This window comes from Roseiflexus sp. (assembly GCF_057785375.1).
In genome coordinates, this window is record NZ_JBYNRX010000009.1 from 29764 (window position 1) to 50746 (window position 20983).

The following is a 20983-nucleotide window of genomic DNA, read 5'->3' on the forward strand; positions in this document are numbered from 1 at the left end:
GTATGAGCGCCAATATACCGTCAACCACCGATCCGATCATTATCTGCCGTGACGTGCATAAGTGGTACGGCAATTACCACGCGCTGCGCGGCATCACTATGGAAGTGCGTCGCGGCGAAGTCGTGGTGGTCTTTGGTCCGTCCGGCTCCGGCAAATCGACCTTCATCCGCACGATTAACCGCCTGGAAGAGCATCAGCGCGGCCAGATCATCGTGGATGGCATCGAACTGACCCACGACGTGCGCAATATCGAGCGCATCCGCATGGAAACCGGCATGGTCTTCCAGCAGTTCAATCTCTTTCCCCACCTGACCGTGATCGACAATATCACGCTGGCGCCGATCTGGGTGCGGCGATGGACTAAAGCACAGGCGGAAGAGATCGCCATGCAACTGCTGAAGCGGGTCGGCATTCCCGAACAGGCGCGCAAATATCCGGGGCAGTTGAGCGGCGGTCAGCAGCAGCGGGTTGCGATTGCGCGCGCCCTGGCAATGCAACCGAAGATTATGCTCTTCGATGAGCCAACATCGGCGCTCGACCCGGAAATGATCAAAGAAGTGCTTGATGTCATGGTCGAACTGGCGGAGAGCGGCATGACCATGATCGTCGTGACGCACGAAATGGGGTTTGCCCGCGCTGTTGCCGATACGATGTACTTCTTCGATCAGGGGCGGATTGTGGAGAGCGGCACACCCGATCAGATGTTTAGCGATCCGCGTGAAGCGCGCACGAAACTGTTCCTCTCCCAGATTCTATCGCACTGACCAAACGTCCTGGAGGGCGAACGATTCTGCACTATGCCCGCCCTGAGCGGTGGCTGAGCCTGTCGAAGCCAGCGCCGATCTAACGAGACGATGCCAGCACATTGCACGCTGACGACTCCTCAACGGTTGAGGGTGCAGCCGGCGGCAACGATGTGCAGAGGTGCAACCGCCGATCGCGCAGTTCGGTGCATGTGTGATGTGCGGCAGGGGTGAAACTGCCGTCGAGCGCCAGAAGGATGCCGGTTGCCGGATTGCGCAGCCGCACCAGTTCCCACAGGTCCTGAACATCGGCGGAGCCGATCAGCGACCGCGCCTGCGCCAGCACGAGAACTGTGTGTTGATCGCTGTCGCTCAATGTTAACAGCCAGCGATTGCTGCGCAGCTGCTCGATGCCAATGATACGATAGCCAGCCTCACGCGCCATCCGCTCGAAATCAGGAACCTCGGAGCGCTTGACCACAGGCGGTCCTCCTCTCAATAGCACCACGCCAGGGGCAAATGCTGACTCTGAACGAGCAATGCGCGCACAGCGACGATTATATACTGATGTGTAAGGGAAAAACGCTCGCTTCAGTATACCATGAGTCGGCAAAGTCAACAAACAGTAAAGATAGTCGCGTATTCGTACAATGTTGCCGGCTCGCGTTGGCGTTGATCATTGTTTCCCCTCCCCCTCGATGCACTGGAAAAGCTCGGCGGGGAGGCGAAGGCATTGCCTTCGCCTCCCCGCCAAAACCAGTAACGGGATAGTTTCGGCAAGCCACAACCACGTCGCACTGCCGACGGAGCGCTCGCGGGCGCAACGCCCGCGCTCCCAGGAGGAGCGTGACACAGTGGCAAAAAGTGAGAGGCGCATACGATGCTTGACCATTTGCCAGACTCAGGTATACAATGCATGGCACGACATGATGCGCCTCCAGAGCGCCTGGGAAGGAAGTACCGATGCTGACGCGCAATCGCTTCGCGGTGTATACGTGGGGAGTGCTGGTCTACAACCTGCTGGTCATCCTGTGGGGCGCCTTCGTCCGGGCGACCGGTTCAGGCGCAGGGTGTGGCAGTCATTGGCCGCTCTGCAATGGTGAAGTCATTCCGCGCGCCCCTGCTGTCGAAACCATGGTCGAGTTCACGCACCGCCTGACGAGCGGCGTAGCGCTGCTGATGGTTGCGGGAATGCTGGTGTGGGCGTATCGCGCGTATCCCCGCGGTCACATTGTGCGGCGCGGCGCGATGCTCTCGATGGTGTTCATCATCACCGAGGCGCTGCTGGGCGCCGGGTTGGTGCTGTTCGAGTTAGTTGCGCACAACGCATCGCTGACCCGCGCCTTTTCGATGGCGGTGCATCTGCTGAACACCTTCATTCTGCTTGCCTGCATCACCCTGACCGGATGGTGGGCGTCGGGCGGCGAGCCGATCCGGCTGCGCGGTCAGGGCGCTGTCGCCTCCTGGCTGATTACCGGCATGGTCGGGATGATCCTGGTGGGGATGACCGGCGCGGTGATTGCGCTTGGCGATACCCTCTTCTTTGCCCATACCCGCGCGGGCGGGAGCGAGGAGGACCTGGCGCCGCTCGTGTCGGCGATCGTCTCGATCCGCATGATGCACCCTGCCATAGCTATAGGCTTTGGCGCATTCGTGGTTGTAGCGGCATGGTACACCAGCACGGTGCGACCAGGCGCCACAACACGCTGGCTGGCGATTGCGCTGACTGCGCTGTATGCTGTGCAACTCGTTGCCGGGTACGTCAACGTCGCGCTTCAAGTGCCGGTGTGGATGCAACTGGTGCACCTGTTCCTGGCGGACGCCGTCTGGATTGCGCTGATCCTGCTGGCGGCGTCAGCGCTGCGGGTAAGCGCGATTGCCGCCGAAACGCGCCCCACGGCGTCGGTGGCGCAGGTCAGGGGTTAGGGTTTTCGTTCTTCCACAAACGCCAGAGCAGAAACCCCATCAACCCGGCGGGACCCGCCATCAACGTGGCGAAGAGCGCCGGGATGCGCACCTGCCAGGGAGCGTTCAGGCGGCGGCACTCGCGATAGATCCACGCGCCGCTGAACAGATCGAGCGCGAGCATGTGCGCCCACGCGGCAGCGGCGCCTTCTGACGAACTCAGCCCCTTGCGGATTCCTTCCAGTGAGGTAAAATCTATTGCCGCGCCATCACGCTGACCGCGCCGCACTGCCAGCGCCAGTGCGATCACATAGTTCAGACCAGCAATGATAAACAGCGGTCCCGGACGGCTCACTCGCTCGGTGAGCGGATGCCCGGGCGCGAACATCATCGCCAGCCAGAGCGGCATCGGGAAGACGTTCAGATACTGAAAGAAGCGGTCCATGTGCTCTCCTCCTCGAACATAATGCGCAATGTGGTCATCATCGGAGCGCCGCTCGATCTCGGCGCCGGGCGGCGCGGCGTCGATATGGGCCCGAGCGCGATCCGGTATGCCGGGTTGCGCGAGCGGATTGCAGAACTGGGCTGCCAGGTGCGCGACCTCGGCAATATCAGCGTGCCGCTGGCAGAGCAGATCGAACCGCCAGCGCCGGATGAACCGCTGCGCTACCTCCAGCCGATTGCAGTCGCCGTCCGCGATCTGGCGCAGCGCGTGTGCGACGTCGTCGCATCCGGCGCGCTGCCGCTTGTGCTTGGCGGCGACCACAGCCTGTCGATCGGGTCGGTGGCGGGCGTGGCGCACAATCGACGGATTGGCATCATCTGGCTCGACGCGCACGGCGACTATAATACACCAGAGACGACCCCATCGGGGAATATTCACGGCATGGGTCTGGCGGCGCTCACCGGGCGCGGCCATCCGCTGTTGACCGGCGTCCTCGGTCAGACGCCGGTGGTGCGTCCGGGGGATGTCGCGCTGGTTGGCGTGCGCAGCCTCGATGACGGCGAGCGCGAGTTGTTGCGCGCGTCCGGGGTGCATGTCTTCACCATGCACGACATCGACCGGCGCGGGATGGCGTCGGTGATGGAAGAGGCGATCCTGCACGTCAGCGTCAACACCGCCGGGTTTCACCTGAGTTTCGATCTCGATGTCCTCGACCCGAACGAAGCGCCAGGGGTCGGAACGCCGGTGTTGGGGGGCATCACGTATCGTGAGGCGCACCTGGCGATGGAACTGGTGGCGGCGTCGGGGCGGCTGATCGGGCTTGATCTGGTGGAAGTCAATCCCATTTTCGATGAACGGAATACAACCGCGCTCCTGGCGGTCGAATTTGCGCTTTCAGCGCTGGGAAAACAGATTTACTGAGCAGTGTTGATGACATTTTCGTGCAAATAAATACACTTTGATCGTTTGTACAACTTTTGTGTATTGAATGTAGAGAATCTTTGCGTCAGTTAAGATTTCTTCACCGTTTTCACGGAGCATTTTTGATTGTGGCTGTAACCATCTGTGATATTATTAACCAAGGTTGCAAGATGCCGTTCAGATTTACCGACAACGTGTCCGACGCACCAATGGAAGCCGTCGCGCTGCCGCATCTCACGGCTCCGGAATCGCACTGCGAGAACTAGAGAGGGTGCAACCAGACGATCTCGCTCCTCCCGGAAACCCGTGTCATGTATGCCGTCGCTTATGGCGGCATGCTCTGGTTGGTTCACACCATCCGGTCGTCTCTTCAACACAGGTCCGTGGCGACCGTATGCCGTGTGTTGTGCACGGAATCTTCGACATGCCCGCGTCTCACAGTGACCGGAGTGTGGTGAGATGGTCGCGTGATGGACAGGAGATGCACGGCGTCTGGAGCAATTCGTGCCGGTAAGGTTCCGCTGATACGCACCATGCGCTTCCATTCGTTAACGACCTGCTAGATGCTAGAAAGGCGCCACATGGCTCAAGTATTTGATCGAAGAGCCAATACGATCGCCAGGGTGAGTATTTTTGCTGGTATCCCACTGGTGCTGGCGATCCTCGGCGGAGTCTGGTGGCTGTTCGGCTGGTCAGACTGGCACCGTGACGTGGGTGTTCCGATTGAGCAACCCGGCGGCGGGTTCAACCATCAACTGCACGTCGCGCTTGGGATGGACTGTCGCTACTGCCATACGGCAGTCGAGGTTTCAGCCCACGCCAACATCCCGCCGACCGAGACGTGTATGGGATGTCATTCGCAGATTATCAGTCGCAGCGAAAAAGTCGCCTTCGTCTGGCAGAGCTGGGAAACCGGAACCTCGATCCAGTGGAATAAAGTCCACGATCTCCCCAAATTCGTCTATTTCAACCATAGCATCCACGTCGCCAAGGGCGTCGGCTGCTCGACGTGCCACGGGCGCATCGATCAGATGCGCGTCGTGTACAAGACGCAGCCGTTGTTTATGTCGTGGTGTCTGGATTGCCACCGCAACCCGGAGAAGTATGTCCGTCCGCGCGAAGAAGTCTTCAACATGGCGTGGACGCCGCCCCCTAACCAGCTCGAGGTCGGGCGACGTCTGGTTCAGGAATACGAAATTCGCTCGTCGTGGGAATTGACGAATTGCGCCATCTGCCACCGCTAGGAATTGAGCGTGACTATGAGCACCACTTCCCAGGATTTGAACGCGCTGCGTGCGCGTCTTGCAAATGCCGAAGGGCGCGAATTCTGGCGTAGCCTCGATGAACTGGCTGACACGCCGGAGTTCAACGAACTGCTGAAGCGCGAATTTCCGCGCGGCGCCGCTGAGTGGCGCGACCCAGTGAGCCGGCGCAATTTCCTGAAACTCATGGGCGCGTCGCTAGCGCTTGCCGGTCTGTCGGGTTGTCAGTTCGCGCTTAAGCAACCGCAGGAGAAAATCGTTCCCTATGTACGCCAGCCGGAGGAGATTATCCACGGTCGGCCGCTCTTTTTCGCCACAGCCGTAACGTTCGCCGGCTTCGGCACAGGTCTGCTCGTCGAAAGCCACGAGGGCCGCCCGACGAAAATCGAGGGGAACCCGGATCATCCGGCATCGCTCGGTTCGACCGATCTGCTCACCCAGGCGATGATCCTGACGATGTACGACCCGGATCGCTCGCAGGCGCCGACTAACACGGGTCAGGAATCGACGTGGGAGGCGTTCGTCGCTGCGGCGACGGCGGCGGTACAGGCGCAGGCTGCCAAACAGGGCGCCGGGTTGCGCATTCTCTCCGGCGCGATCACATCGCCGACGCTGATTGCCCAGAAGAATCAATTGCTCGCGCAGTTCCCGCAGGCGAAATGGTATCAGTACGAGCCGGTCGGACGGGAGAATACCAACGCCGGTGCACGGCTGGCGTTCGGCGAGGATGTGCATACGATCTACCGCCTCGATACGGCAAAGGTGATTGTTGGGTTCGATGCCGACTTTACCGCTCCGTCGCCTGCCGGGGTGCGCATGGCGCGCGAACTTGCCGATGGCCGCCGCATCCGCAAGGGGACGAAAGAGGTCAATCGGTTGTACCTCGCCGAAAGCACGCCGTCGATCACCGGTCTGCTCGCCGATCATCGCTTGCCAGTGCGCTCGTCGCAGATCGAGCATCTGGTGCGCGCGCTGGCGACTCTGGTCGGCGTGCCGAATGTGGCGCCCGGCGCTCCCCTCAGCGATGCCGAGAAGAAATGGGTCGAGACCGCAGCGAAGGATCTGCAGGCGCACCGTGGGGAATGCGTCGTGCTCGTCGGTGAAAGCCAGCCGCCGGTCGTCCACGCGCTCGGTCATGCCATCAACGCGCAGCTCGGCAATGTTGGCAGTACGGTGACGTACACCGAACCGGTCGAGAGTGATCCGAACGGCGGCATTGCGGCGCTCAGCGCGCTGACCCAGGAAATGAACGCCGGAACGGTCGAGATGCTGCTGATGCTCGACAGCAACCCGGTGTACAATGCGCCCGCCGATATTCCGTTCGCCGAGGCGCTGGCAAAGGTGCCGCTCAGCATCCACGTTGGTCTCTACCGCGACGAAACCGCGCAGCAGAGCATCTGGCACGTCAATGGCGCGCATTTCCTGGAAGCCTGGGGCGATGTACGCGCTTTCGACGGTACGACAACGATTGTGCAGCCGCTGATCGCGCCGCTGTACAACGGCAAGTCAGCGATCGAAATCCTCAATGTGCTCCTCGGCAAGCCGCAGGAGACTGGCTATCAGACGCTGACCGCCTACTGGCAGACGCAGGACGCGAGCGGCAACTTCCGCGTCTTCTGGAATACGGCGCTGCACGATGGCGTGATTGCCGCCACACAGGCGCGCAGCCGCGAAGTGACGCTCCAGCAGGGGTTTGCCAGCGCTGCGCCGCCGGCGCCGGCGCAGGGGCTGGAAATCGTGTTCCGCCCCGATCCGTCGCTGTGGGATGGGTCGTTTGCCAATAACGCCTGGTTGCAGGAGACTCCCAAACCATTCACCAAACTAACGTGGGATAACGTCGCCCTTATGAGTGTCCGTACCGCTAATGCGCTGGGGTTAAAGAATGGTGATGTGGTACGGCTGACCTACCAGGGGCGCTCGGTGGATGCGCCGGTCTGGGTGCAGCCAGGGCACGCCGATGACTCGGTGACGGTGCATCTCGGCTTTGGGCGCACGGCTGCCGGGAGGGTCGGCAACAATGTCGGGTTCAACGCCTATCGCTTGCGCAGCAGCGCGACGCCATGGTTCGGCGCCGGGCTGGAAGTGGCGAAGGTTGGCGAGAACTATAAACTGGCGAGCACCCAGGGGCACTTCCTGATGGAAGGGCGCAAAAAGGACCTGGTGCGCTACGGCACGTTCAAGGAATACGAAGAGAATGAGGAGTTCCTCCAGGTCGACAAGAAGGAGCCGATCTCGCTGATCGGTGAGTATGAGTACAACGGCTACAAATGGGGCATGTCGATCGACCTGAATGTGTGCAACTCGTGCAACGCGTGCGTGGTCGCCTGCCAGGCGGAAAACAACATCCCGGTAGTCGGCAAGGACGAAGTCTGGCTCGGGCGCGAAATGCACTGGATCCGCATCGACCAGTACTATGTCGGCGATGAGCACACCCCGAACGTCTACAACATGGTGATGCTCTGCCAGCAGTGCGAACACGCGCCGTGCGAGATCGTCTGCCCGGTGGCTGCCACGGTTCACGACGCCGAAGGGTTGAACAACATGGTGTACAACCGCTGCGTCGGGACGAAGTACTGCTCGAACAACTGCCCGTACAAGGTGCGTCGTTTCAACTTCCTGCAGTACCAGGACGTGCCGTACCGCTCGCCGATCGACGCCTCGACCGAGAACGACAGCATTCCTGTGCTGAAGATGATGCGCAACCCGGATGTGACGGTGCGCGCGCGCGGCGTGATGGAGAAGTGCTCGTTCTGCGTCCAGCGCATCAACGAGGCGCGCATCCAGGCGCGCACGGAGAACCGGCGCATTGCTGACGGCGAGATTGTGATGGCATGCCAGCAGGCCTGCCCGACGCAGGCGATCGTGTTCGGCGATCTGAACGATCCGCAGGCGCGGGTGGTGGCGCTGAAAGAGCAGCCGCTGAAGTATACTTCGCTCGACAAGTTGAACACCAAACCACGGGTGAGCTATCTGGCGAAGATCAAGAACCTGAATCCTGACCTGGCGGAAGCGAAAAAGGCGTAATCACGGCGAACAGCCAACGGCGGGAAACAGAAGCATCTGTTCTCTCGTCCTGGATACACGGAGTAGCACATGGCTTCACAACCCGCGCAAAAATCGTCGTATGGCAAGATGCTCGAAGAACTCCTGGGTCCGAAGCAGACGTATGAGTCGGTGACCCGGACCATCGGCGACATCGTGCTGACGCCGATCAGGAAGACTCCCTGGGGCTGGCCCGTTGGTTTCGTCGTGGCGGCTCTGGGATTGTTTATGTACCTCTTCTCGCTGGCGGTGCTCTTTACCGTCGGCGTCGGCGTGTGGGGCATCAACATCCCGGTCGCCTGGGGGTTCGACATTATCAACTTTGTGTGGTGGATCGGCATCGGGCATGCCGGAACGCTTATTTCCGCCATTCTGCTCCTCTTCCGGCAGGACTGGCGCACATCGATCAACCGCGCCGCCGAGGCGATGACGATCTTTGCGGTGGCGTGCGCCGGCATCTATCCGCTGGTGCATACTGGTCGCCCCTGGCTCGACTACTGGATGCTCCCCTACCCCGGCACACTGGGGATGTGGCCACAGTTCCGCAGCGCGCTCGAATGGGACGTGTTCGCCATCTCGACCTACGCGACCGTTTCGATCCTGTTCTGGTACCTCGGCCTGATCCCCGACCTGGCATCGCTGCGCGACCGGGCAACGAATAAGTGGGTGAAGCTTTTCTACGGTTTTCTGGCGCTTGGCTGGCGCGGCGGCGCGCGCGACTGGAACCGCTATGAGGTGGCGTCGCTCATCCTTGCCGGGCTTTCGACGCCGCTAGTGCTCTCGGTGCACAGCATCATCAGTCTTGACTTCGCCATTTCGCAGTTGCCCGGCTGGCACGTGACGGTCTTCCCGCCCTACTTCGTGGCGGGCGCCGTGTATTGCGGCTTTGCAATGGTGATCCTGCTGCTGGTGCCGATGCGCCGCTGGTACAAACTGCACGATCTGATTACGATCAAGCACTTCGACCTGATGGGCAAGGTGATGCTGGCATCGGGCCTCGTTGTGGCATACGGCTATTTCGCCGAGATATTCTACGCCTGGTACAGTGCGAACATCTATGAGTACTACCTGATCACCAACCGCACGGTGGGACCGTATGCCTGGAGCTACTGGGCGCTGATTGTGCTCAATGTCGCCATTCCGCAACTGTTATGGTTCAAGCGCTTCCGCGTCAGTCTGCCGTGGCTCTTCTTCATCTCGATCTGCATCAACATCGGCATGTGGTTTGAGCGCTGGGTGATCATCGTGCTCAGCCTGCACCGCGAATTTCTGCCGTCGTCGTGGGGATACTACACGCCGAGCGTCTGGGATATCTCGCTGTACGCCGGGTCCTTCGGCTGGTTCTTCTTCCTGTTCTTCCTGTTCATCCGGTTGTTGCCGGCGATCTCGATCTTTGAGGTGCGTGACCTGGTGCATAAGACGGAAACCGAAAAAGCGCTGGCTCATGGCGGCAGCGCCGCTCATGCTGGGGAGGCGTCGTAATGTTGAAGCGAAATGCAACACGGGCGAAAGTGCCGAAGGTTTCGACCGAACCAACCCTGTATGGGTTGATGGCGGAGTTCGATGATGCCGATGCGCTGCTGGCAGCGGCGGAGAAGACGCGCGACGCCGGGTACCAGAAGTTCGAGGCGTATACGCCAATGCCGATCCACGGTCTGGATGAAGCCGTCGGGTATCGCGGCACGCGCCTGCCGTGGGCCATTTTTGGCGCGGGTTTGCTTGGCGCATCGGGCATGTTTGCTCTGCAAACATGGATTAATCTGGTGGAGTACCCGATGAATATCGGCGGCCGTCCGCTCTTCAGCTGGCCCGCGTTCATCCCGGCGACATTCGAGGGCATGGTGCTGTTGTCGGCGTTTGCCGCGGTCTTCGGGATGATCGCCGCGTGCGGTCTGCCGCGACCGTACCATCCGGTGTTCAATGCGCCCAACTTTGAGCGCGCGTCGGTCGACCGCTTCTTCCTATGCATCGAAGCCGCCGATCCCAAGTTCGAACTGAAGCGGACGCGCCAGTTCCTGGAGAGCCTGGAGCCGCTGGCGGTTTCTACCGTAGATAACTAGGGGAGCGACAATGCTGAACCTGCGACAACGCCGCCGTCCAGGATCGCTGCGTGGACGGGTTCTTCGGGCAGGGTGGCTGATTGCCGTCGCACTGCTGATGACTGCGTGCCACCTGGAGATGTACGATCAGGCGAACTACAAGCCGCAGCAGGCGAGTGAGATCTTCGCCGATGGCGCATCGGCGCGCCCGCTGGTGGAGAACACCGTGGCGCGCGGTCGGTTGCGGATTGATGCCGTCAGTGTCGGGCGCGTCGATGGCGATCCGAATGGCGCCTATGTCACGACGATCCCGATCCAGATCTCGCCGGAGTTGCTGGAGCGCGGCGCACAACGCTACCGCATCTATTGTGCGGTATGTCACGGCGCCAATGGCAACGGTCGCGGTCAGGTTGGTCTGCTGCTCAATCCGCGCCCGCCGTCGTTCTACGACCAGCGCCTGCTCGATATGCCCGACGGGCAGCACTACGAAACCATCGTGTACGGCAAGGGTACGATGTATGCCTATGGCTATCGCATCCAGAATATCAGCGACCGCTGGGCGATTGTGGCGCATATCCGTGAGTTGCAGAAGAACCCGCCGCCGCAGAACTGAGGGGTTGGGAGATTGGACCCTGGCCCGCTGTCGGGAATGTTCTCTCGTCCGAAAGGGATGACTATGATTGCACAAGAGCCTGCTGCGCTTCGTCCGGCGCTGGGGCGCCTTCAGCAAGTGGCACTGATCGTTGGCGGCGTCGCGATGCTGCTGGCAGTTGCCGGGGCGTTTTTGGGAGCGGCGCAGTTCTTTCATTCCTACATCTTCGCCTACTTCTTCTGGATCGCTCTGTCGCTCGGCGGACTGCTGGTGCTGATGATTAATCACATCACGCAGGGGGTGTGGGGATTGATGCTGCGGCGCCTGCTGGAGGCGGCGGCGCTTACCCTGCCGCTGATGGCGATCCTGTTTTTGCCGATTGCGGCAGAAACAATGATGGGAACGCACTACCTCTTTCCCTGGACGAACCCGGAAGTGGTGGCGAACGATGAGGTGGTGGCGCTGAAGACGCCTTACCTGAATGTGCCCTTCTTCCTGGTGCGCGCAGTGATCTATTTTGCGCTGTTCATTGGCATGGCCTACCTGCTGCGGCAGTGGTCGCTCGAAGAAGATGCAAAGGGGTTCAGTGACAGTCTGCGCGGTCGCTTCCAGCGCCTGAGCGGTCCTGGCATTGTTGTGCTGGTGATGGCGTGGACGTTCGCCGCCACCGACTGGGGCATGTCACTGGAGCCGGAGTGGTTCTCCTCGATGTATCCGGTGACCTACATCGCCAGTATGCTGATCCTGACCTTCGGCGGCGGCATCATCGCGCTGGCGGCGCTCAAGTCGCGCAATCTGCTGCCGTTTGGCATTCCCGTCGACCGGCTGCACGACCTGGGCAAGTTCCTGTTCGCATTCGTGGCGGTCTGGGCATATGTCAATTTCTCCGAGTACCTGATCATCTGGTCGGGGAATGTGCCGGAATTGACGCCGTGGCACGGGCATCGCTCGGCGGGCGGCTGGGAGATTCTCGGGATTGTGATGATCTTCGGGCATTTCCTCCTGCCGTTCATGCTGTTGCTGAGCCGCTTCGCCAAGCGCCGGCTGGCAAATCTGACGGCGATTGCGATCTATCTGTACATTATCGAGATCGTCTGGTACTTCTGGAAGATTATGCCGGCGTTCCATCCAGATGGGTTCCACATTCACTGGCTCGATCTGGTGACGCTGATCGCCATCGGCGGGTTGTGGCTGGGGGTGTTCGCCTGGAACCTGCAGCGCGCGCCGTTGCTTGCGCCGAACGATTATCGCCTGCCGTTGCTGCGCCGCCAGGAGGCCGGCGGCCATGGGCATGGGCATCATGGCAAGGCGACCGCAGAACATCATTGATCCGCGTGGCATGTTCAATATTCTGATAGAGGGGCGTCCTGATGAGGGCGCCCCTTATCTTACCCACCCCGTTGCGTGCCCAACCCGACTGATGAATATGGTCAGACGGCATCCTGGCACTGCGGGCTGAAGCCCTTGCTCAGGTCGGTCACGCCCTGGTGGGGCTGCTACGTGCTCAGGATTGTGCGGCGGTGTGGTGAGATGACAAGAATTAATCCACAATCGCGCTATTTGCCCTGGTGACTGACGCCATGACCGGCCTGTGGGCACGACTGGAATGCACCGGTGGAGATTGTGCGAGATGCGCTTCGCATTGCGACGCTCGTTTTTGCCCTCTTACTCCCCCACCAGCACCAGCCGCTCACCCTCGATTGCGCCGCTCGACCGCATGGGTGCGTCTTCCACCCGTTGCCAACGCTCAAGATAGTCGCTGTAGCGGCTGCTCAGCACATTGCCCGATTGCCCGGTGGTGTGCATGAACCGCGATGCATTCAGGTCGCCAAGGTCGATAATCTGGCGATATGACGGCGCATTGTACTGAAGGTATGGTTCGGTGATGCGCACCGGCGCGACGTTGACCGTAAAATTGTCGCCGCCGTTGGGAATGCGCCGCTCGAAGACGCCGCGCAGCGCCCCAACCTGGCTGAACGGAGTGTGCGGAAAGACCGCCTGATGGACGCGATCCCAGCGCCAGCGTGCCGGATTGCTTTCCCCCTGCGCATCCGCCATCGCCTCCAGCCCGCGGGTCAGCGCCTTTGCCAGTATGGTTCCACAATCTTCCATGACCGTCGGCGTTGTGACATCATCGCACCACTCACTCCGCCCGTCGAGCAACACCGTGCGCAGCGCCATCGCTGGAAAATCGCGCTCGCCCTGGTACTGACCCGCGAAGAGGTCGCGCAATTCATCGGCGAAAATCGTCTCGATGACAGCATAATAGTATGCCTGATAAACCGCTGCGGCGGCGCTGTCGCCACGCATGGCGCCGTCCCAGCCGCGCAACAACTCGAGAGCGGCGGTTTCGCGCGGTCCGGCGGGTTGAACGTCGAGCAGCGCGGGCAAAAGTTCGCGCGCCTGCACCGAGACTACATCTCCCAGCATCGCGCGCATGTCAGCAACGGTCAGCCGGTTTCCCTGCTCGATCATCTCGACAATGCGCTGCGCCCGGTACGGCGCTGCCCATGATGTTCCCAGCAGGTAGGGGTACTCATCACCGACTACCCGGTTATTCGCGGTGGCGATATACCCCTGCGGAGGGTTGTAGCTATGAGGCAGGTCTTCGAACGGCACATACCCGACCCATTCATACTCGTCGGTCCACCCCGGCACAGGCAGCGTCCCGTCGCCGTTGCGACGGATCGGGAGCGCGCCTGGTGCGTAGTAGCCGATATTGCCCTCGACATCGGCGTAGACGAAGTTCTGCATCGGCGCCTTGTAATCGCGCAGCGCTGCGGTAAACTCCTCCCAATTGCGCGCCTGGTTGATGTTGAGAAAAGCGCGGATCGTTGCGTCCTCCTCATCGAGCGCCGTCCAGCGGAATGCCAGCGTCTCGCCAGTGCCAGATGTCACATCGCTGATGATCGGACCATGGCGGGTGATGCGCACCGTCAACGTCACCGGCTCGGCATCCTTGACGTTGATCGTCTCGCTGATCAGTGTGACCGGTTCGCGCCTGTCGTTATACTCGACATAATTCTGGGCGTCGATCCGTTCGATATAGAGGTCCTGCACATCAGGACCGGTATTGGTCACGCCCCAGGCGATGCGCTCATTATGGCCGATGACGACCGCCGGCAGGCCCGGAAAGGTGGCGCCAATGGAATTGATCGCACCGCCCTGTATATGTGCCAGATACCAGATTGAGGGAATGCGGTTGCCGAGGTGTGGATCGTTGACCAGCAACGGCTTGCCGCTCGCGGTGCGCGCCCCGCCGATCACCCAATTGTTCGAGCCGGCCAGCCGGTTGCCCAATCCGGTCGTCAGATGCGCCGTCTCCCAGAGTTCGAGCATCGCGTGCGCCGTGGTGGATTGGATCATAACGTTTGGCCTGGCTGCCGACGTCGCAGGCTGGCTCAGCGCGCCTTCGGGCAGGATCAGCGGACCGTCGGCGGTATAGGCTGGCATGAGAAAATCGGCGTCTTCCGCGCCAATCCGGGCAATCAGCAGCGAACGCATCATCTCGTCGTTCCAGTTGCCGCCGAGGTCCCACGCCATCATCTTCGCCCAGACGAGTGAGTCGATTGGCTGCCATGGTTCGGGCTGCACGCCAAGGATGAGGAACTCCGGCGGCAGGACCGGGTTGGTGGCAAGAAAGGCATTCACACCCGCTGCATAGGCTTCGAGCATGGCGACAGTATCCGCGTCGAGTCGCTCATAGGCGCTGCGCGCGGCGCGGGTCACGCCGAGTGTGCGCAGGAAGCGGTCGGTATTGAGCGTGGTTGCGCCGAAGATCTCGGAGAGTCGGCCATGGCCGATGCGACGCTGTACTTCCATCTGCCAGAGCCGTTCCTGCGCGTGGACGAACCCCAGCCCGAAGGCGACGTCCGTTTCGGTTGCGCCGGTGATATGCGCCACGCCATCGCTATCGCGCACAATTGTTACCGGACCGCTAATCCCGCTCACCCGGATTTCGCCGCTTGTCTGCGGCAGCGAGCGACGCAGCCAGAGGTAGCCGCCGCCGGCGCCGAGCGCCAGCACAATGACCAGGACCAACGCCGCCCAGAGGAGAATGCGTTTCAGCAACCGCATTGTTGCCTCGCAAACAGTTCAACATCGACGTAGGGGTCATTATACCACAGATGTACTGCATTTATTAAGATTTCACCTTATCACCCCATAAATGATTATTCCGTTTGCTATACTCAAGTGCCGATCTGCACGCCGCTCAGGGCTGCTCTATGCGCTTCCGTTTCGCCGACAGAAAGATCCAGGCGCTCTCCACTGATAGGACGGGGTGCTGAGCAGTACGAGCAGAGCGTGGTTAAAGGCTTCTTTCGCGTCATGGCTGTTATCCGGAATGCACCCGATACACGCGATTTTTACAGCTTAAAGTCGCTGCACTACGAAAAACTGAGTGGCGATCGCGCTGGTCAGCATTCGTTTCGGCTCAACAGGCAATGGCGCCTGATCGTTCGGATCGAGCACAGTAACGAAGATCCAGAAGTTGTCATCGTCGAGATAGTAGATTACCATTAGAACACGAGAAGAGGCGCTGCATGGATAACGTACAGCCAGCCTGTGCAGTAGCGCCAGGCGAGATCATCAAAATGGAGCTTGAGGAGCGGGTTTGGTCGCAGCGCGACCTCGCCGAGATCATGGGTCGTCCGCCTCAGGCGATCAGCGAGATTATCCGCGGTGTTAAACAGATTACCCCGGAAACGGCGCTGGAACCGGCGCAGGCATTCGGCGCCTCAGCCGAGATCTGGACGAACTTGGAAGCGAGCTACCGCCTTGATCTCGCCCGCCAGCGTGGTGGAAATGGCGGTTCCGAGATTGCAACGCGCAGCAGGCTCTACAGCATGCTCCCGATCGCTGACATGATCCGCCGGGGCTGGCTGTGCGCGACCGGTGTCGCTGAGGATCTGGAGCGCGATGTTTGCCGCCTGCTGGGTGGCAACCCGGAAGCGATGATGGAGGCGGTCAGCCTGCGTCATAGCGTTGCACGTGGTCCTGAGCGCGGCGCTCAGGTCGCCTGGGTATGCCGGGTGCGCCAGCTCGCACTTGAACAGAAGGTTCCACCTTTCAGTCGCGCAGACCTGATCAAGGCGATTCCGGAGATCCGCCAGCTTGCGACAACACCAGAGCAGGTGGAGGAGGTTCCGCCGCTGCTCCAGTCGCTTGGCGTGCGCTTCATCATTGTGCCGCCGCTGCCAAAGACTTACATCGATGGCGTGCTCTGCGACGCCGACAGTACGCCGATCATCGGGTTGACCCTGCGCTATGACCGGATTGACTCGTTCTGGTTTACCCTGATGCACGAGCTGGCTCATCTGGTGATGGGGCATTGCGCGCTGCATCTCGATAACTTTGAGGATGAGGAACAGCGCCGCGATGAGCAAGAGCAGGAAGCGAACCGGCAGGCGCGAGCATGGTTGATCGACCAGAATGCGTTCGAGTCCTGGGTTGCCCGCACCAGGCCCTACTTCTCACGCAGGGCGATCGAGCGCTTCGCTGCTGACCAACAGATCCATCCGGGCATCCTTCTTGGGCAGTTGATGTTTGACGGGACTGTGAGTTACAAGCATCTGCGCACCTTACTGCGTAAGGTCAGCCCATATCTGCGGAAATGGACCGATTCGAGCGGTCGTTGACCTGCGAAGGAAACACGAAGCCCGTCCTGACGTTGGCGGCGGCGGACAGGACGGGCTTTCGTAGTGGTGGAGATGGGGGGAGTCGAACCCCCGTCCAGAAAAGTTAGACTCAGGCGTCTACAAGCTTAGTCCGTCGTTTGCTGTCGCTCGCAGTCGCACGACGAACAGAGCGACTTTTGAGCCATCCCGCTTATCTTAGCCCGGCGCCGCAGGCGTTCGCCGGGAGCGCCCCGACTTGCTGACGCTCGAACTTACTCCATCGGGGTGAGAGCAAGGGAGCGGGCTGCTGTTTTGTTAGGCAGCCAGAGCCATCGCCGGCTTGAAGGCGACGACTTTGTTGTTGTTGGCAGTTATGCCGTTGCCCCTTTAACGAGACTGGGCGGCTCGGCTTGCAACCTGAGACATCCTTCCCTGTCGAGACCAGTCATCCCCAAGCGCGTCCATATTATAACAAATGGGGAGAGGAGTGTAAAGGGGCTGGAAGGCATGGGTGCAGGCATGATGTGTCAGGAAACGACGCTCCGGCTGCCAGCGATTGAAATCGCCCCTGATGGACCTGCGGCCGACCGTCCGCCTGCGCGGACGGGACCGGCGGCGTCCACGCAGGTGGACGTCCGGCGGAACGCCCGCCCGGCGCGACTTCAGTCGCCAGCCGAGGCGCAGCGCAGCAGAGACGCGCTTGCTTGCCGTCTGACAATTCATGCCTGGACCCCGAAGGCATCACCATCAAGCCAGCTACTGTGCGTTGAGCACAAAAGCAAGAAGTTCAGCGGAGGGTGATGGGACGAAATGGAAACGCACCTGCAGATCTGCCTGGGCTTTCACCAGATCACCAATCTCGTCCGGTGGTAGTGTGTCCTCATCGACCACATCAACCTCGCCTCTACGCAAGGCTTCAACCGCCTGCTTCGGGGCGAGAAATCGCACAATGATCCTGGGGGTCGCAGGAAATCCCTTGAAATAGTATGGATTAGCAGTAAACACGATCTCCCTGCCAGGCTCCCAAGAACTGACGACATATGGACCAATGCCGAGGGGTTGCTGATGCACTTCCGGAAGCCAGTTCCACTACGGAAGCGGCACATCAGCCAGTCGTTGTCCATTGCTGAGAGTCTGATGGGATGGCTGACGCCCAATCGGTGGGAGGAAATACGGATGTTCCGTAGAGTCAGGTTTTGTTTGCCCAAGATAGCCCGGTTTCCAGGTTACCACATACGCGGTATCGCTCGCAAAGTCCACGTCGTGCATCTTCTCGCAGGGCAGCCGCAAAGTCTCAGCAACAGTGTCCAGACTGCACTGGATTCGATAGGAGAGTGCATAGTCAGATCGAGACACTGGGGCGCCATCCGACCACCTCAGCCCTTCCACAAATTCATACCTTACAATCAGTTGGCTCATATCCACGATACCGCCACGATATGTGATCTCATTTCCCTGAGCATCAATGATGCGAACACCCGCCTGGAGTTCAACCGCATTGCCGTTCGCGTCCACAATGTGTTCCCCCTCGCCGACTCGTACCACATTGATCTGGATCATGCCATTCTCAATGGAGGGGATCTGTTTGAGCGTGATTGGCTGGGTATCGTAGCCCAGGCTGGTGGTATCGACCCCGAACACCAGCGCGCCAATCAGCCGGGTGATATACGAGTCGTCTGTCAATACGGAAAGGGAAGTCGGCTCCGACCGCTGGGCGATCACGATAGTATCCTTTCCAGGAATGACCCATTGGGCTATGTTCCATGTATACAACATCTCATTTGGAGATGGATTAAGGTTCTGCAGCGCAGTGTTACTGGCATACACAAGGACATGGCTGAAAAGCGGCAGGCTTGGGAGATCGCGGGTGTATTCTTTCTGCATGATGCGATAGGCGGTTCGCCGGGTTTCCCGTCTGCTGCGGACGCCGGTGACAAGGCGGATGGCCTCATTGGCCCGCGGGTTGCACCAACCCGTGAAGTTGTCGCCCTGCCAGTTATTTTCTGGCGAAGGGATCTGGTCGCACTCGAAGAATGTGAGCCTGTTGGAATCGGTTGGGCTGAGCCAGGTATGCGCAACCAACTCGAAATCACGGCGCTTGAGAGCCTCCTCGGAGCGCCAGTCGCCTGGAATGCGCCGGTGCTCTATGAGCAGCCCGCAGTTCTTCATTTGCTCCTTGAAGATGGCGATCCAGGCTGTGCGAAAATCGGCTTCACTGGCAGTCAGGGTGAGGCGCATCGTCTGGCCCTTCGCATTGGTGCGATAGACAGCGCCCGCAATGAGCCTCCAACCAGCCTCTTCGAACAAAGCCCTGCCCCTTACCGGGTCGAAGGTGTGACTTGTCAGACCTGAGGCATCGTGGGGATAGGCCCAGTGCCCCACAGGAACAAACGACGTCATCGCAAAGGGACTTGTGTCTTCGAGCCAGGGATACACCGCATGGATCAACTCTGCTCGATTGAGGCAGTGAGCGATCCCTTGCCGGACGCGCAGGTCGCCTGTAATGGGATGAGGCACAGCTAAGGCGGAAGAAGGGTGCGGTACAGGCAGACTCTCTGTTGGCGATAGCGATGATCTGCTCAACAGGACGATTGTTGCAACGACTATCAGACCGATGAGAAGCGAACCCGTCAGTCTGACTGTTCTTTGCTGACGAGATTTGTTCCTGAACGGGCTTCGACTCTGATTGGCCATACCGTCACTCATCGCCACTTACCGCAGCCGGGCAACCGCCATGGCCGCTGCAACTCTGGCAGCTATCGCGCAATTCACAACCCAGATCATAGACGCATCCAAGCGATGTCTGACTCCAGCCCGCGCACGAGCAGGTATTGGGCCAGCAACATCTCGAGCATCTGTGCTTTTCTCGATAATCTGCTCTTCCGCCACAATCGCGGGTATTACTGCAAGGTTCGTAGTGAATGGCATACTGCCTGCAAACCAGACGCGAGTCGCACGGAACTGAACAAGCGGGGCAGGCTGGCGCTTGTGGGATCGGGGCAGGCGATCCTGGCAGTGCATTGCTCGTGTTGACCGCTATTGCCCTAATAAGACCCCGTTGCATATCAGTAGCCATCATGCAACTGGAAAATGTAGAGCTGACGGCAGGGTTCTTATACCAATTGGCGGTCAGTCATACAAGATGTTCGGGCGCTCAGTCTGCGGGGTGAACCGGGTAATGTGTATCGGCAGATGGTACGAATGACCGCACATTGGCGTTAGCGGATGGAGGTCTACGTAGACAGCCGAACAGGAACTGACGATTGCCGTCTGTCATCGCCCGCGCTATGCCCGACGAACATCATCTCTCTGGCGAGGGCGGCACGAACATGTCCTGGAATGTGGGTGTGGCGAAGAACGTGTTCTCTGGAGCGTATTGTGCTGCATCTAATACTAATGCGCAGTCATTTGTATAATTAACGAGACTGGGCGGCTCGGCGTGCAACCTGAGACATCCTTCCCTGTCGAGACCAGTCATCCCCAAGTATTCGGTACTGTAGCAGATTGGAAGAGGAGTGTAAAGGAATGTGTGTTAGAACATTGTTAGAGTTTCAGCGCCACGACGCTCCTCGTAGAAGAGACGCAAACTCTTCCGGCTGCGACCAGCGCGCAGGGATGGACACCTGCTCCGCCAACCGGAAATCCTCTTCAGTCCAGATATCGACACTATCATTGAATAGTGAAACGAACTGGAGCGACTCTAGACCTGCATTCAGATACATCAAATCAAAAAAAGCGGTGTGAACGCTATTGACCGCCCGTGAAGCTGCCGATCGACTGCCGGTGCTCAAAACATACACCAGCGAACTTCGTTCTTCTGCGCGCACGTGGAAATCGACCTTCCAGATGCGCCCTGATTTTCCCCTATGCGGCACATCCCGGTCGAAGCGAAATGCCCGTTCCACAAGAAAGTCTGATACTTCATCTGCAAACGATACGACCGCTTGTGTGCGCAGCATGAACCAGAGATCCGACATCCGCAGCGCTGCCTGGGATACACGTGTGACAACACGGGATAGATCGTCTCCGGGATGGCAGCGCGCCAGCAACATACCTCTGTAGAACTCTACCCCATGGTTCAGGCAAATATCGTCGATGAACGCTTGTTGCTTTGGCGTGCGCTTTGAAGAGACGCTCTGCATCTGCAACCAGCGGCCCGTTTCGCCCAAATCCGAGACAACGATGACGCTATCCTCTTCCTTACAAAACAGATCGATACTATCACCATCAGGGTAGAGGTAGGGGGTCCTGATGCGGACATACTCTCCTTTTTCCTCACATGTGAAAAGGAGCGGGAGGCTCTCGATCAGTTGTCGGCAAATACGCTCACGACTCATAGGAGCAATCTTTTCTGCACAGGCGGAGGGTTCATTAATCCGCCATTGCGGATCAGAATCTAATAGAGTGATTTCCCAA

The 20983-nt window shown here is 59.7% G+C and carries 17 protein-coding genes and 1 other RNA gene; 10 read left to right on the forward strand and 8 right to left on the reverse strand.

All coding sequences use genetic code 11. The annotated features are described in order from the left end of the window. Positions 1-2: 2 nt before the first annotated feature. A complete protein-coding gene (locus tag AC3EA7_RS01630) occupies positions 3-764 on the forward strand; it encodes an amino acid ABC transporter ATP-binding protein (protein WP_488612279.1) in 762 nt (253 codons plus the stop codon). A gap of 79 nt (positions 765-843) precedes the next feature. Here the strand turns inward: AC3EA7_RS01630 and AC3EA7_RS01635 are convergent, their stop codons facing one another. Beyond that, positions 844-1224 (reverse strand): hypothetical protein, encoded by a 381-nt coding sequence (locus tag AC3EA7_RS01635; RefSeq protein WP_488612280.1) that lies wholly within the window; start codon positions 1222-1224, stop codon positions 844-846. A gap of 482 nt (positions 1225-1706) precedes the next feature. Here AC3EA7_RS01635 and AC3EA7_RS01640 point away from each other — a divergent pair, with 482 nt between their 5' ends. Next, a complete protein-coding gene (locus AC3EA7_RS01640) occupies positions 1707-2669 on the forward strand; it encodes a COX15/CtaA family protein (protein ID WP_488612281.1) in 963 nt (320 codons plus the stop codon). On the opposite strand, the gene AC3EA7_RS01645 is transcribed toward AC3EA7_RS01640, so the two are convergent. After that, the gene (locus AC3EA7_RS01645; protein WP_488612282.1) at positions 2659-3093 is read right to left on the reverse strand and encodes an ABA4-like family protein; all 435 of its coding nucleotides are present in this window, start codon (positions 3091-3093) and stop codon (positions 2659-2661) included. The genes AC3EA7_RS01640 and AC3EA7_RS01645 overlap by 11 nt on opposite strands. Positions 3094-3114: 21 nt before the next feature. Here AC3EA7_RS01645 and rocF point away from each other — a divergent pair, with 21 nt between their 5' ends. The 7 genes from rocF to AC3EA7_RS01680 all read left to right on the forward strand — a co-directional run bounded on the left by rocF (position 3115) and on the right by AC3EA7_RS01680 (position 12278). Beyond that, entirely contained in the window at positions 3115-4014 is a 900-nt protein-coding gene (rocF, locus tag AC3EA7_RS01650) for an arginase (RefSeq protein ID WP_488612283.1), read from the forward strand. Positions 4015-4595: 581 nt separating this feature from the next. Next, positions 4596-5258, forward strand: a complete 663-nt coding sequence (locus AC3EA7_RS01655) for a cytochrome c3 family protein (protein WP_488612284.1) — start codon at positions 4596-4598, stop codon at positions 5256-5258. Between the two features lie 15 nt (positions 5259-5273). Next, positions 5274-8300 (forward strand): TAT-variant-translocated molybdopterin oxidoreductase, encoded by a 3027-nt coding sequence (locus tag AC3EA7_RS01660; protein ID WP_488612285.1) that lies wholly within the window; start codon positions 5274-5276, stop codon positions 8298-8300. A 69-nt stretch (positions 8301-8369) separates the two neighbouring features. Next, on the forward strand, positions 8370-9800 hold the full coding sequence (gene nrfD, locus AC3EA7_RS01665; RefSeq protein WP_488612286.1) for an NrfD/PsrC family molybdoenzyme membrane anchor subunit: 1431 nt from the start codon (positions 8370-8372) through the stop codon (positions 9798-9800). Then, positions 9800-10378, forward strand: coding sequence for a DUF3341 domain-containing protein (locus AC3EA7_RS01670; RefSeq protein ID WP_488612287.1), 579 nt, complete (start codon positions 9800-9802; stop codon positions 10376-10378). The genes nrfD and AC3EA7_RS01670 overlap by 1 nt, the downstream gene beginning before the upstream one ends. A 10-nt stretch (positions 10379-10388) precedes the next feature. Continuing rightward, a complete protein-coding gene (locus AC3EA7_RS01675) occupies positions 10389-10970 on the forward strand; it encodes a c-type cytochrome (RefSeq protein WP_488612288.1) in 582 nt (193 codons plus the stop codon). A 63-nt stretch (positions 10971-11033) separates the two neighbouring features. Next, positions 11034-12278 carry a hypothetical protein gene (locus AC3EA7_RS01680; protein WP_488612289.1) on the forward strand — a complete coding sequence of 415 codons (1245 nt, stop codon included), beginning with the start codon at positions 11034-11036 and terminating at the stop codon, positions 12276-12278. Between the two features lie 336 nt (positions 12279-12614). Here the strand turns inward: AC3EA7_RS01680 and AC3EA7_RS01685 are convergent, their stop codons facing one another. Further along, a complete protein-coding gene (locus AC3EA7_RS01685; RefSeq protein WP_488612290.1) occupies positions 12615-15026 on the reverse strand; it encodes a penicillin acylase family protein in 2412 nt (803 codons plus the stop codon). Between the two features lie 297 nt (positions 15027-15323). Then, a complete protein-coding gene (locus tag AC3EA7_RS01690) occupies positions 15324-15470 on the reverse strand; it encodes a hypothetical protein (RefSeq protein WP_488612291.1) in 147 nt (48 codons plus the stop codon). A 23-nt stretch (positions 15471-15493) separates the two neighbouring features. On the opposite strand from AC3EA7_RS01690, the gene AC3EA7_RS01695 reads away from it, so the two are divergent. Continuing rightward, positions 15494-16588: a HigA family addiction module antitoxin gene (locus tag AC3EA7_RS01695; protein ID WP_488612292.1), complete on the forward strand. Its 1095-nt coding sequence runs from the start codon at positions 15494-15496 to the stop codon at positions 16586-16588. Positions 16589-16652: 64 nt separating this feature from the next. On the opposite strand, the gene ssrA is transcribed toward AC3EA7_RS01695, so the two are convergent. The 4 genes from ssrA to AC3EA7_RS01715 all read right to left on the reverse strand — a co-directional run bounded on the left by ssrA (position 16653) and on the right by AC3EA7_RS01715 (position 20904). After that, positions 16653-17020: a transfer-messenger RNA gene (gene ssrA / locus AC3EA7_RS01700) on the reverse strand. A 303-nt stretch (positions 17021-17323) separates the two neighbouring features. After that, positions 17324-17638 (reverse strand): ABC transporter substrate-binding protein, encoded by a 315-nt coding sequence (locus tag AC3EA7_RS01705; protein WP_488612293.1) that lies wholly within the window; start codon positions 17636-17638, stop codon positions 17324-17326. 18 nt (positions 17639-17656) lie between these two features. After that, entirely contained in the window at positions 17657-19261 is a 1605-nt protein-coding gene (locus AC3EA7_RS01710) for an ABC transporter substrate-binding protein (RefSeq protein ID WP_488612294.1), read from the reverse strand. Between the two features lie 857 nt (positions 19262-20118). After that, entirely contained in the window at positions 20119-20904 is a 786-nt protein-coding gene (locus AC3EA7_RS01715) for a DUF1828 domain-containing protein (protein WP_488612295.1), read from the reverse strand. Positions 20905-20983: the final 79 nt, after the last annotated feature.